16 protein-coding genes and 1 riboswitch are annotated in these 11,874 nt (G+C 39.7%); of the genes, 2 read left to right on the forward strand and 14 right to left on the reverse strand.

What is annotated here, in order from left to right:
* Positions 1-2: 2 nt before the first annotated feature.
* The 4 genes from D9X91_RS08100 to D9X91_RS08110 form a co-directional block, all read right to left on the reverse strand.
* Entirely contained in the window at positions 3-461 is a 459-nt protein-coding gene (locus D9X91_RS08100) for a MarR family winged helix-turn-helix transcriptional regulator (protein WP_121680091.1), read from the reverse strand.
* Positions 462-671: 210 nt separating this feature from the next.
* Positions 672-944: an RNA polymerase sigma factor gene (locus D9X91_RS08105; protein ID WP_121680092.1), complete on the reverse strand. Its 273-nt coding sequence runs from the start codon at positions 942-944 to the stop codon at positions 672-674.
* Between the two features lie 115 nt (positions 945-1,059).
* Positions 1,060-1,236, reverse strand: a complete 177-nt coding sequence (locus D9X91_RS22480) for a hypothetical protein (protein ID WP_158598270.1) — start codon at positions 1,234-1,236, stop codon at positions 1,060-1,062.
* 161 nt (positions 1,237-1,397) lie between these two features.
* Entirely contained in the window at positions 1,398-2,006 is a 609-nt protein-coding gene (locus D9X91_RS08110; RefSeq protein ID WP_325050511.1) for a CAP domain-containing protein, read from the reverse strand.
* Positions 2,007-2,089: 83 nt separating this feature from the next.
* On the opposite strand from D9X91_RS08110, the gene D9X91_RS08115 reads away from it, so the two are divergent.
* Positions 2,090-2,527 carry an RDD family protein gene (locus tag D9X91_RS08115; protein ID WP_121680094.1) on the forward strand — a complete coding sequence of 146 codons (438 nt, stop codon included), beginning with the start codon at positions 2,090-2,092 and terminating at the stop codon, positions 2,525-2,527.
* A 39-nt stretch (positions 2,528-2,566) separates the two neighbouring features.
* Here the strand turns inward: D9X91_RS08115 and D9X91_RS08120 are convergent, their stop codons facing one another.
* From D9X91_RS08120 to D9X91_RS08130, 3 genes are all read right to left on the reverse strand, one after another.
* The gene (locus D9X91_RS08120) at positions 2,567-3,181 is read right to left on the reverse strand and encodes a DUF2238 domain-containing protein (protein ID WP_121680095.1); all 615 of its coding nucleotides are present in this window, start codon (positions 3,179-3,181) and stop codon (positions 2,567-2,569) included.
* Positions 3,182-3,258: 77 nt separating this feature from the next.
* Positions 3,259-3,675, reverse strand: a complete 417-nt coding sequence (locus D9X91_RS08125; protein ID WP_121680096.1) for a CBS domain-containing protein — start codon at positions 3,673-3,675, stop codon at positions 3,259-3,261.
* 113 nt (positions 3,676-3,788) lie between these two features.
* Positions 3,789-4,151, reverse strand: a complete 363-nt coding sequence (locus D9X91_RS08130; protein ID WP_121680097.1) for an MGMT family protein — start codon at positions 4,149-4,151, stop codon at positions 3,789-3,791.
* A gap of 655 nt (positions 4,152-4,806) precedes the next feature.
* A riboswitch (ZMP/ZTP riboswitch) is annotated at positions 4,807-4,893 on the forward strand.
* 48 nt (positions 4,894-4,941) lie between these two features.
* On the opposite strand from D9X91_RS08130, the gene D9X91_RS08135 reads away from it, so the two are divergent.
* Entirely contained in the window at positions 4,942-5,778 is an 837-nt protein-coding gene (locus D9X91_RS08135; RefSeq protein WP_121680098.1) for a bifunctional 5,10-methylenetetrahydrofolate dehydrogenase/5,10-methenyltetrahydrofolate cyclohydrolase, read from the forward strand.
* 69 nt (positions 5,779-5,847) lie between these two features.
* On the opposite strand, the gene D9X91_RS08140 is transcribed toward D9X91_RS08135, so the two are convergent.
* The 7 genes from D9X91_RS08140 to D9X91_RS08175 form a co-directional block, all read right to left on the reverse strand.
* Complete coding sequence (locus tag D9X91_RS08140; protein ID WP_121680099.1) at positions 5,848-6,189, reverse strand: NIPSNAP family protein; 342 nt, start codon at positions 6,187-6,189, stop codon at positions 5,848-5,850.
* Between the two features lie 43 nt (positions 6,190-6,232).
* A complete protein-coding gene (locus D9X91_RS08145; protein ID WP_121680100.1) occupies positions 6,233-6,994 on the reverse strand; it encodes a DeoR/GlpR family DNA-binding transcription regulator in 762 nt (253 codons plus the stop codon).
* 677 nt (positions 6,995-7,671) lie between these two features.
* Complete coding sequence (locus D9X91_RS08155) at positions 7,672-9,195, reverse strand: MDR family MFS transporter (protein WP_407644178.1); 1,524 nt, start codon at positions 9,193-9,195, stop codon at positions 7,672-7,674.
* A gap of 13 nt (positions 9,196-9,208) precedes the next feature.
* Entirely contained in the window at positions 9,209-9,922 is a 714-nt protein-coding gene (locus D9X91_RS08160; RefSeq protein ID WP_148709052.1) for a cytoplasmic protein, read from the reverse strand.
* 17 nt (positions 9,923-9,939) lie between these two features.
* A complete protein-coding gene (locus D9X91_RS08165) occupies positions 9,940-10,659 on the reverse strand; it encodes a polymer-forming cytoskeletal protein (protein WP_121680104.1) in 720 nt (239 codons plus the stop codon).
* A gap of 10 nt (positions 10,660-10,669) precedes the next feature.
* Entirely contained in the window at positions 10,670-11,293 is a 624-nt protein-coding gene (locus D9X91_RS08170) for a YhbD family protein (RefSeq protein WP_121680105.1), read from the reverse strand.
* Between the two features lie 160 nt (positions 11,294-11,453).
* Positions 11,454-11,843: a hypothetical protein gene (locus tag D9X91_RS08175; RefSeq protein ID WP_148709053.1), complete on the reverse strand. Its 390-nt coding sequence runs from the start codon at positions 11,841-11,843 to the stop codon at positions 11,454-11,456.
* Positions 11,844-11,874 lie beyond the last annotated feature (31 nt).

The following is an 11,874-nucleotide window of genomic DNA, read 5'->3' on the forward strand; positions in this document are numbered from 1 at the left end:
AACTAGATCTGAAATTTCTTTAATTGATTTAATATTTCTCCATGGATGCGAAGCAGTTCAGAAATATCCGCATCACTTATATTTTTCATTGCTGCAAGCATAGCACGATAGGAGTATGCATTTTGAGAGGATTGTTTGGAAATGGTTTGCCCTTTTGCAGTCAATGTCAATATGACCTCACGACGATCCTTTTCGGATTCACTTCGAACAATATGCCCCATTTGAACGAGCTTTTCAATATTTACGCTCACCGTACTTTTTGAAATGGACAATGCTTCAGTAATTTCTCTTTGTGTCAAACTTTTGTTCGCTGCGATTGTATTTAATATTCCCAGTTGTTGGATGTTAATCCCGAGACTTTCCGCATTTTTCTGAGTTAGAATGATAGTCTCTTTATTGATTTCTTGAAAGGATTTCAAGATTTTGACCGCTTTTTGTACATTTGGATTGCTGTAGTCCACTTTTATCACCCCTAATAGTTTATATATGAACTATTTTGAAGCAAACTATTTCAGGATGCAACTATGTATTGAAAAAATTTAAACATTTCCCTTTCTAATTTTCCATTACTTGGATATAGACTTGGGCCTTTTGCTTCGATTAGCTAGAATAAAATCATTTAGCAATAAGTCTTGTAAAAATAAAAATCTCTAAAAAAAAACTAAGGTATTCTAACTTATTATTTTGTCTTTTGCGGAGTGTGCCTCTAACTCTTGTTTACATTTGCTTAAAATTCTGGACGAGATATTCTGATTGGCAAAGAAAATGACAGGATTTATCCATATTTGCGAAAAGATGGTAATGATAATTTCTTCTGAAAGTTTTGTATCTCCGCATGTTTTGAATAAATATGAGAAGAGCAGTGGGGAATATTTATCATAAAGACATTCAAGGCAGCTTCGATCCTTATTCAGCACCCCTTCAATTAAGATCCGATCTTTCATTTTTGACCGCCCTCCTTCTGTACTATGCTTTACCTTTTATATACAACCATTAAACAAAAATTGCACATCGGCAAATGAAAAAAGCACCAGTCTTTTTGACCGGTGCTAATGAATTTCAAATATTTTTTCTTTCCTCTTTTATCCCAACATAGGCAAATCCGATTATTCCGATGGCACCTAATGCAGCAAATGTCCATGCAATAGTGTCTGCATGTTCACTAAAAAGTTCAGACACTCCAATGATCAACAATAGAAGCGCCCCGATTCCCCCTACTAATCTCTTTTTATCCAAATCCGCTCACTCCTACTATGACAATACTTCTTTATTATCATACATCAGGTTCAACATGATTTTCCAGATGTTTCTGGTCAAGACTGATTCTTTGGTTGGGGATTTCTGAGGAAATCAAATGGGGCGATTCGATGCCCTGTACAAGGATCCCTTTTCATCTCTTATCTTTTAATAAATGTTTGGACCCAATAGTATCGGTATGTTCCACCTTTTGTGAATCCAATTCCAATTTCTTTGAAGTCAGGATTTAAAATGTTTTCACGGTGACCTGTACTGGCCATCCAACTTGCCATCACTGATTCGGGGGTGGTTTGTCCAGCTGCAATATTTTCACCGGCTGCTGTCCAATGGATGCCAAAATGATTTAACATTTCAAATGGGTCCCCATATTTCGGGGAAGTGTGAGAAAAATAGTTATTGTCCATCATATCCTCAGCTTTTACTTGCGCCACATTCGTGACATCACTTGCAAGCGATAAAGGAGAAACCCCTGCTTTTGCCCGCTCCTTATTCACCAGGTTCAATACTTCTTGGACTTGTCCAGTAGATTTCTCATTTTGCTTGTAATCTAATGCTCTTTTTACAAAAACGGCCATTTGTGCTCGTGTAACCATTCCAGTTGGATCGAATGTTTTGGATGTTTTCCCGGTAGTAATGCCCGCACCATAAATAGCAAGTTTTCTAGATTCATACTTATACCTGGATTGCAGGAAGATAATATGCCAAATAAAATGGTATGCTTTAAGAAATCTCGAATAAACATTTAATATCCTTTTAAATCGCTATTTACTATCTTTTATTCTTCGAAGTATGTTATAATTTCCAGAAATATGTAACTTTTTGGAGGGGTTGAATGGAAAGACCAGCCGGATTTTGGATTCGTTTTGGAGCACTTCTTTTGGATGGGATCATTGTTAGTTTACCATTGGGCATCATTTTAAACCTTTTATTCTACCAAGATCTTTCAAGTAAGCACGCCGGGACCAATACGCTTTATTGGATATACTTAATAGTTGTTCCCGTTCTGTGGCATGGATATGTTGTAGGGAAAAGAATAGTCGGAGTGAGGATTGTCAAAGTAGATGGCAGCGAAGTCGGCTACGGTACGATGCTTCTAAGGCAGCTCGTTGGCGGACTTGTCTATGGTGTAACACTAGGAATCGCGTTGATCATCAGTGCCATAATGATTGGTGTAAGGAGCGATAAGCGCTCCATCCATGACTTTATTGCCGGGACATATGTGACACATGCAAAGCCAGGAGAAACGAAACCAATCGAAACATCGATTTAATTCAAAAAGTACGGCTGTCGAAAATCGGCAGCCGCTTTTTTAAAGTATTTTCATTAAAAATTTCTGATGGATCTTGGATAAACTCAATAAGCTGATGATTCCTCCGCAGAAAGCGAGCATCATGTCCCATTCTGAATCCCAAATGTCCCCTTGTGTCCCCAAAAAGTCGTGTGCTTCCTTCCCTAATATGACAGCTGCAAGCCATTCAATGATTTCGTAGCCTGCAGAGAGGGCCAATACAACCGATAAGGTGACGAAGATCAGCCACCAGGATGGATTTAGGCAAGATTTTCGAATGAATACTTCCCGGATGGCAATGGAAATCAGCCCCTTTAAAAAATGGCCAACACGATCATAATCGTTCCGTTTTAAATGGAAATTATTTTTAATTTCAGTAAATAGCGGAACTCGTTCGTAAGTATAATGGCCACCGATAAACATCCAGATGACCAAGATTGATATTAGAACATAAACCAAGCTGGTGAATGTGAATTTTCGATATGTTATCAGCAGGATGAGAATGCCGATGACAGCAGGGGTTACTTCCAACGTCCACGTTAAATAGCTCAATGGTTTGATGGCAGACCATATCAAAACCGAAATGACGATCACCAGCAGCCATACATGCAGTTTTTGGACTCCCTTTTCATGCATGAGAATATCCTCCAAGGAAATGTTTACCTTAGTATGAGGTGATTCGGGAGGTCTTATTCGTCAAGCTTTGTCTGATGTTATTTTTGCGTTTTTAAATATTGACCAGCCAAGTAGTCGATGATTTCCCTCCTGCGGATGATGCCAATGAAGTACCCTCCGTCATCCACAACCGGTATGAAATTTTGTTCGGTTGCGCGTGAAATGATATCCTCCATCTCAGCATGAATGGGGATGGGAACATTATGAGACTGGAGGTCGATATCAGCTAATAAAGTATGTTCTATATCATTGATGCTGATCAGCTGATTGGAATCGAACATCCTCCACAGCAGATCCCCCTCCCTTAAAGTCCCGATATAATGTCCTTTTTCATTTAAAATGGGTATGGAAGTGTATCTATGATATTTCATTTTTTCCATTGCCTGTCTCATTGTATATGTACCTTTAACAAATGCTACTTCTTTTTTCGGTATCAGAAAAAATGCCACGTTCATTTTTATATTCTCCTTTTAAAGGTTGAAACTTAATGGTTGTGCATATCAGTTTAGGAACTGCACTCTCCAAGTATTTCTAGAAAAAAACGAAATTACCTGCAAAAGAATCTTGATTAAATGTAATGATTCTCGTCGAGAGATAAAAGGAATTCTTCCTCATCAATGGAGCAATTCCGTTTTAACTGGTATTTACTTAGATCAATCGTTCCATCTTTCCCCGATTCGATTCCTTCATTCGATAGGCACATTCTTTGTTCGTGGAATCCTATATCATCCTTCATCGCGATTTGGCCCTTCGCATTGATGACCCGGTGCCATGGAAGCTGATGTTTATCACTCATTGAGTGAAGAATGCGGACAACTTGTCTGGCTGCCCGTGGACTGCCTGCACATTTGGCAACCTGCCCATATGTCATAACCTTGCCAGATGGTATTTGTTTAATGATTCTAATCACATTCGCTGTAAACGGCTTCATATGCTTCTCCCCTAAGAACTTTCTTTAATATTGGCGTCTCTCTTTTCTCATTGAGTCTTTTCGTAAAGTTTGTTGCTACTAATCAATACTTCTTAAAGGGTGATTTCCGCTGCAGGATGCTCGCTTTCCGAGGAGCCTCACACGAAGTGAGGTCGTTCGATGTTGGCACACGACGTGCCGACCTTAATCAAACATCGGCCTTACCTCTCCTCGCACCTGCCGCTCCAATCAATATCAGATGGTGAATTTTTGAAAAACATCTATAAAAAACAACAATCTTTTAGAAAACAGCCTTTTCTTTTGACTTCCATATAAAATAACTGATTCAGAATAATGCAGCAGGCAGTAACGATCGGGGCATAAATGGCCAATAGGAAAAAATACTTCTTCCAATGCATCAAATTTCCCTTTTTGATCACGATCTCCTTAAATCATATCCTATATAAATGTTTTCATGAAATTCTGGGAAATGCAATACGAGAGGCAGCTATTTTATCATATTATTGATCAATGTGAGCTAAAAATACTTTATACCATCATTAATGTTTATTCATAGATGAAATTCACGAACAATAGAACGAAAGAAAATTATATTATTCGTGTTCTGGTTGAACTATTTTGACCGATATGATACTATTTGATTACATAAACAGCACTTGTACACGGTAACTGACGACAATGAGTGGAGTTTACCACATGGGAACTGTGTTACATATATTGTCGGGTCGTCTGGGCGGAGATAAGGTTTATTTGCCTTATCTCTTTTATTCATTTCAGGAGGGATGATAACATGGACAAAGTGATTTTAGACGGCAAACAAGTAGCAGACAAAGTTAAGGGCAGCTTGGCATCAAGGGTTGAAGCGCTTAAGGAAGCTGGTGTGACTCCTTGTCTTGCTACGATTTTGGTAGGGGATGATCCTTCATCTGAAACATATGTAAGAATGAAGGGAAATGCATGCAAACGAATCGGGATCGAATCAAAGAGAATTCACCTTTCTAAGGAGACGTCAACGGAAGAACTCCTGGAGGTCATTGATGAATTAAACCAAAATGATGGGGTACATGGCATCCTCCTGCAGCATCCGGTCCCTGCTCAAATCGATGAACGGGCAGCGTTCGAACGAATTGCCATTGAAAAAGATGTCGATGGTGTGACAAGCCTGGGTTTCGGGCAAACTGCATTTGGATTTGGGAAATATCCTTCCTGCACCCCAGCGGCCATTATGAGGATCATTGACGAATACAAAATTGAATTGGAAGGTAAGCATGCTGTTGTCATAGGGAGAAGTCCAATTTTAGGCAAGCCGGTATCTGCCCTACTTTTAAATCGAGATGCAACGGTAACGATTTGCCACTCGCGTACACAAAATCTCCCTGGTATAGTAAAGCAGGCTGATATAGTCGTTGCAGCGGTTGGAAAACCGAATTTTGTCCAGGGCGACTGGATCAAAGAAGGCGCAGTCATTTTGGATGCGGGCTACAATAAAGGAAACATCGGCGACGTGGATTATGAGGCATGCTATGAACCAGCCGGGGCCATCACCCCAGTTCCAGGCGGTGTGGGTCCAGTTACCATTTCCATGTTATTGAAACATACAGTGGATGCAGCGGAATTGACTTTGTAAAATTGAAAAAGGCTATCCCTTCAATGGATAGCCTTTTTAATGTTAAGGGTCCTAGGGTCCAAATATATATTAATTCATTAGTGTCGAGGTTATTTTCTCATTTCTTACTTCAAAAAAATAGCTATTCCAAACATGCTCCTTTCCCCCATTTGCTTCATACCAATCTTTCACTCGTTTGACATGTTCTTGATCATTTCTAACTAAGGATTCGATCCGTTCGTATTCTTCATAATTGTCATATTCCCAAATCGCGAATATTTCTACCGTTCCATCTTCCATGTCCATCATCCAACGACCGACCAAACGCGAACCGTACTTCTGTTGTGCAGGCAGTAGTCTTTGATTGAAATGGACATTGAAATTCTCTACAAATTCAGGTTTTACACGATAATATTTTCTTCGAAAAAACATCCTCTTCCCCCCTCGATTATTAAATCAAATTTAACGGATTGATTCACTTCGCCACAATAACATCCACTCCATTCAATCCGAGCATTTTCAAGTATTTCTCCAACGTTTCTTCGTCTGTGATTACAAGATCCAATTGGTTTAAGGGAAACATACCCGAAAACATATCCTTTCCAAATTTATGATGTTCAATGAGGGCGATGACAGTCCTCGAACGGCTATAAATCGTTTTATGGAATATGGCCACTTCAGGAGTAGCTGTGCTCAATCCATTTGACGATAATGCACCGGCAGTGGCAAAGCAAAGGTCAAAAGTGAATTGTCTTGAGAATTCAGTCGCAAGTGCATCTGTTATGTTCCCTGACGCCTTGACATTCCCGGCTATTAAGAATAGCTGGATATTTTCATACTCTCGGAGAACATAAGCAACCTCCAAAGAATTCGTTACCACTGTATATTCAATATTAATAGGAATATATTTGAGGAGCACATAGTGAATAGATGCCCCTCCGATGAAAATGGTGCTGTGTTCATCAATATAGGAGGCTGCCAATTTAGCAATTGCATTTTGATGAATGGTCCCTTCCGAGAAGCGTTCTGAAGGTGGTCGTGGTGCTTGCCTCACCCCTGTATTAGAAATCGCCCCTCCGTGAGTCCTTTTTAACAGCCCCTTTTCCTCTAAAATAGATAAATCCCTGCGGATCGAGTCAATCGAAACTTGGAAGGTTTCTGCCAGGTCCTTAACCATTACTCGACCGCTTTGTTCCAATAGATTCAATATTTGCTCTCTTCTTTCTTCAGAAAACATACAGTTCTCCCCCCTTTTATAATGGTATAACCTTCCAATATTATTTCATGATTGTTCATTTTAATCAAGGGTATTTTTCCTTTTTAATCTTCTTTGTGCTGTTTTATTCATTATTCTGAAGGCTGATTAAAAAATAAGGCTTAATTCTCAGTGGAGAAGCGTCATCACCTACGTCCCCCCTGCATATTCTGTACTTTAGAAAATGAGAGGTGATCATTGTGCTTTACGGAGTAAAATTCGGCTTCAGGTCCTTCCTTTTTGCACTAATTGGCTTGATTTTAGAATTCACCGCATATTTTGTGGAAGGAACAAGCTCTCTCGGATATTTTATGTTTATGGTAGGTGGGGCTTCCATCATTCTGAGCCTCATCTATTGTACAATCAGCTTTATAAGGGGCGAACGTGGAAAATGGAAATATTCAGGGTTGGGTCTAATGTTAATCGTTGTATTATTAATATGGCTCATGCCTGTCATAATGAAGTTTTATCATTTTAATTAGCAGATGGACCATAGTTCAAATTGATTGGTCAAATAAAAAAGGAACAGCTTCAAATCTGTTCCTTTCAGACTATCGACATTCTCAAAATCAAAATGGAGTTTGTCGATAGTTTTGTGTTTGCCTATAAAATTCCGTTAATTTCCTTACCGGCGCATCGCCTTTTGATTCAATCAATAGCTACATAGATTTTCCTGGATCTCTTGTAATTTTCATCCGCTCTTTCCCCATCATGAAAACAAACAAGAATGCCAAGCACGCTGGTATTAGTCCCCACATGAAGGTGTGGACAATCGATGTAGAGAGTGCACTGGTGATTTTCGAAAGAACCTCTGCAGGGATTTGATCTCTTGCAGATGCGGATAACACTTCCCTTGCATTCCCGGACATGCCCGACTTGAACGCTGCCCCCATTCCGGAAAATGTTTTTGTCAATTCTTCTGTGAAACCATTGCTTTGAATGGTACCAAACACGCTGATGCCAATCGTCATGCCTAGAGATCGAATGAAATTACTTGTAGAAGTTGCAGACCCACGCTGTTCGATCCCAAAATTATGGATGGCTGCCATACTGAGTACAGAGAAGGAAAATCCAACACCGAAGCCGACGATGATCATGTAAAAAGTCAACCAAATGCGGTTGGTTTCTGGTGTCAAGGTGCTCAATAAGACCATACCGATGATGAAAATAATGCCGGAAAGGATCATGATGCTGCGATAGCTCATCTTAGACGTCAAGAATCCTCCTACCTGTGCAGTGACGACGGATCCGAGCATCATCGGCAGCAAGATCAGCCCTGAATTCGTGGCGGTACCGCCATATACACCCTGAACGAAAATTGGGATATAAACCGTTGCAGCCATAAAGGCCGCTCCATAAAATAATGCGACGATTGTACTTCCTGCAAAAAGGCGATTCTTGAACATGCTGAATGAAATGATTGGAGAAGATACATTATTCTCAATGAACAGAAAGATAATCGACAGGAGTGAAAATCCTGAGAATAATCCGATAATTTCTATAGAATCCCAATTATATTTCTGTCCGCCCAGTTCCAAAGCAAACATGAGGCATACGACTGCTCCAACGAGAGTAGCAGCCCCCCACCAATCGATCGTCTGTTTTTCGTGTCCTTTTGACTCGTTGTAAAACATAGAAATGAAGACCAAAGCTAAAATACCAAGTGGTAGATTGATATAAAAAACCCAATGCCAGCTTATATAATCTGTGATGTAGGCACCTAATAATGGTCCGAATATACTTGACAATCCAAAGACCGCACCAAATAGGCCCCCCATTTTCCCCCTTTTTTCAGGAGGGAATATATCAAATACGATTGTAAAGGCAATGGGTACAAGCGCGCCGCCGCCGATTCCCTGGATGGCGCGATAAATCCCAAGTTGTAGAATGCTTTCTGAAGTTCCGCAGAGAGCGGAACCAAGCATGAAAAACACCAGACCAAAAATAAAAAATCTTTTCCTGCCGTACATATCCGATAGTTTTCCGAAAATCGGCATACCCGCCATCTCTGCTACCATATAAGCAGATACCACCCAAACGAAGCTGTTCAATCCCCCTAAATCCCCGACAATCGTCCCCATCGCGGTAACCACAATGGTATTATCCATGGAAGCCATTAATATCCCTAATAAAAGGCCAGCCACCACAAATCCTAATTTATTCTCATTCCTCTTCATTTTCATGCTCCCTTGAATGCTATATTTTTTTATTTTCCTTAACGACAGAATTAGATTTATGCTCAAAATGACCCGAATATTCTACGAGGCCAATTTTACAGCCTGTTCCGATTTTTATGTTTTTTCCCCTCACCACTTCTGCAGATGTGTTTTCCAGGTAAATGTCGTCGCCTTCAATCATCCTTGATTCAAGCCTTCCTTCCTCTTTGCCGAAAGAAAAGATCGGGAAGTTGGATTTCTTTTTGATTTTTATCTTCCCCCCAACAATTTCATCCGCTTTACTCATGCCAAACCGTAGTCCTGCATCGATGCTTCCAGCATTCATCACACCGTTCACTTCAAACGCTCCCTGTAAGGAGAGGGATTCAACTTCCAAATCACCTCCGGTTGTAATCATTCCTTTAATATCTGCACGCTCCCCGTGTAGACCACAATCAATATCTAGAGTACCCCGAACCTTTGCACGGTGTGCCTGAGCATCTCCTCCAATAGACAGTGTACCGAAAATCTTCAATTCCTCTACATCCACTTGTCCTTTCACACTGCTTTCACCAAAAATGTGAAATTTATTGAGTTTCATGTTCCCCATTACATCACTGGAACCGAAGATCTTAAATTGTTCACATTCAACATCATCCAAAATGGTGCCTTCACCTCGAATGGCCATCTTTTTGTAAACGCCACCTGAGGCGCTGCCCGAACCATGTATACTGACATTTCTTATATCTGCCACCTGAATCATTCCCCTTGTCATAGTTTTCGATATTCCTTCACTTGTGCATTCTTTTCCATGAAGAAGTCTCCTGAATATTCGACCAGATCGATTTCACAGTTTTTTCCTATCTTAATATGTTTCCCTCTTACTATATCTGCCACGGTTCCCTCCAATTCGATTTCATCCCCTTCGATCAGTTCTGCTTGCAGCTTCACATGAAAGAAGGATTTAAGAAACTTAAACAAGCTTTCTTTATGTTGAAGAATGATTATTTTCTTTCCACCTATTTCTTTTGCCTTGCTTTCACTAAACAGTTTCACTTGGATATTCTCGGCATTCAATAATCCATCAATCGAAAAGGCGCCTTCACCGCTAAATTCCTCTGCGTCACAGTTCCCTTTCACCGAGAGTTTGCCGTTAACTTTGATTTCATGACCTTTCACAGGACCTGACACAGAAGCTTTTCCTGACACATCCATTTTATTTGCGTCAACACCTTCATGAATGGAAGCAGCCCCATTGATAAAAAGTTGATCTGCTGCTAATTTCCCCGTTATTTTTGCCGTTCCATTAATCTTTGCCAGTTGAGATTTGACGTTCCCTTTCACGGCTCCAACGCCATTGCACTCAAATTGCACACATTCTATGTCGCCATTTACGGTCCCTTTTCCATTAAGATCAACTTTTTCAAACGAACCTCCGTTAGAAGACCCTATTCCATTGATTTTTATATCGCCAAGTTTATTCAAATTCATATTGATCCCCCTACAACAATTTTGATTTTAGTTCTTCCAAGCATTGGCCGAGTGATAAGGAAGCCACCACTTTAGTTCCAGTTTCAAAGAAAATATTCTCAGCATTGACTGAAAGTAAACAGCTTGAAATGCCTAGTTTGCGAATAAAAATAATTTGTGTATTTTTATGTTGGATACTTTTTTGCTGATCATTTAATAATTGAAGCAGCATCTTGCCTTCCTCCAGATGGATGTCTCCTGATTCAAGCATGGACGAGAGTATGTAGATACTCAAGATTTGCTGAAACTGTAATTCATCCACTTCTCCATGGTGTTCAAGATAAATGTTAATGACTTGTTCCGAAGCAATTTTTTTGGAAATGAGATCCTCTTTATCCATCGAAAGTTTCGCAATGCTAGGGGAAAACATATCTGCAAGCTCATCAAGTGATAAGCTTTCTTTCATCGTTTGAATTTTATCAATCCGCTCTAGTATTTTTTCTTTAGGAAAAAATGTTTCTTGTCCAGTGAAGGTGGATTTCCGAACAAACCAGTCTTCTGGAATTAAATTTTTCCGTTTCCATCGATAAAGCTGTCCATATGAAATCCCTGTTAAATCCAGCAAGTCTTTTTTAGATATTAATTCTTGGCTCAATTTCAGGACTCCTTTCTCATAAAAATAATGTAACATAACATTGTTACGTTGTAAACGGGTTGTATTTTAAAAACAAAATAAACCGTTCGACACAAAGTGTCAACGGTTTATTTTTTACGATCAAGTATTAAAATAAAGATAAACAAAACAGTGTTATGTTTCAACCCAGGTCAAATTGTTTTGCGATATAGGTATCGATATCTGGGTCAGTTTGATAATATCGATGCTTTATTTGACTTCCGGAGAAGCTTAGCGTTTGTTCACCCTTTTCATAGAAGGTGACCCAGTAAAGATATCCCTTTCGTTCTTTTTGATTCTTAAGTGGGATGAATTTAATGTCTTTCACCCCTTTGATGAAAGCTTTGACTTCGTCTTTATCTTCCAACTTTAAGAGCTTTCCTGATCTCCCATCCCTGATTTCAACCGAAGTGACATGATTAATATTCCCAGGGTAAAATTCTTCGAGTGTTTGTGTCTTTGCCACTCCCCATTTTATATAGAATATACTTCCGAAAAACACTGCGATGATTACCAAGCTCCATTTTTTCATAGCCCACCCCATATCTATCTCCCATTTAAAC

The organism is Falsibacillus albus (assembly GCF_003668575.1).
GTDB classification, from domain to species: Bacteria; Bacillota; Bacilli; order Bacillales; family DSM-25281; genus Falsibacillus; species Falsibacillus albus.

Coding starts and splice junctions, on each gene's coding strand:
- D9X91_RS08165 (WP_121680104.1), bottom strand. CDS start 10,659: ATGAATTTGAATAAACTTGGCGATATAAAAATCAATGGAATAGGGTCT.
- D9X91_RS08140 (WP_121680099.1), bottom strand. CDS start 6,189: ATGTTTTTTCGAAGAAAATATTATCGTGTAAAACCTGAATTTGTAGAG.
- D9X91_RS08130 (WP_121680097.1), bottom strand. CDS start 4,151: ATGAAGCCGTTTACAGCGAATGTGATTAGAATCATTAAACAAATACCA.
- D9X91_RS08145 (WP_121680100.1), bottom strand. CDS start 6,994: ATGTTTTCTGAAGAAAGAAGAGAGCAAATATTGAATCTATTGGAACAA.
- D9X91_RS08125 (WP_121680096.1), bottom strand. CDS start 3,675: ATGAACGTGGCATTTTTTCTGATACCGAAAAAAGAAGTAGCATTTGTT.
- D9X91_RS08155 (WP_407644178.1), bottom strand. CDS start 9,195: ATGAAAATGAAGAGGAATGAGAATAAATTAGGATTTGTGGTGGCTGGC.
- D9X91_RS08120 (WP_121680095.1), bottom strand. CDS start 3,181: ATGCATGAAAAGGGAGTCCAAAAACTGCATGTATGGCTGCTGGTGATC.
- D9X91_RS08135 (WP_121680098.1), top strand. CDS start 4,942: ATGGACAAAGTGATTTTAGACGGCAAACAAGTAGCAGACAAAGTTAAG.
- D9X91_RS08115 (WP_121680094.1), top strand. CDS start 2,090: ATGGAAAGACCAGCCGGATTTTGGATTCGTTTTGGAGCACTTCTTTTG.
- D9X91_RS08105 (WP_121680092.1), bottom strand. CDS start 944: ATGAAAGATCGGATCTTAATTGAAGGGGTGCTGAATAAGGATCGAAGC.
- D9X91_RS08175 (WP_148709053.1), bottom strand. CDS start 11,843: ATGAAAAAATGGAGCTTGGTAATCATCGCAGTGTTTTTCGGAAGTATA.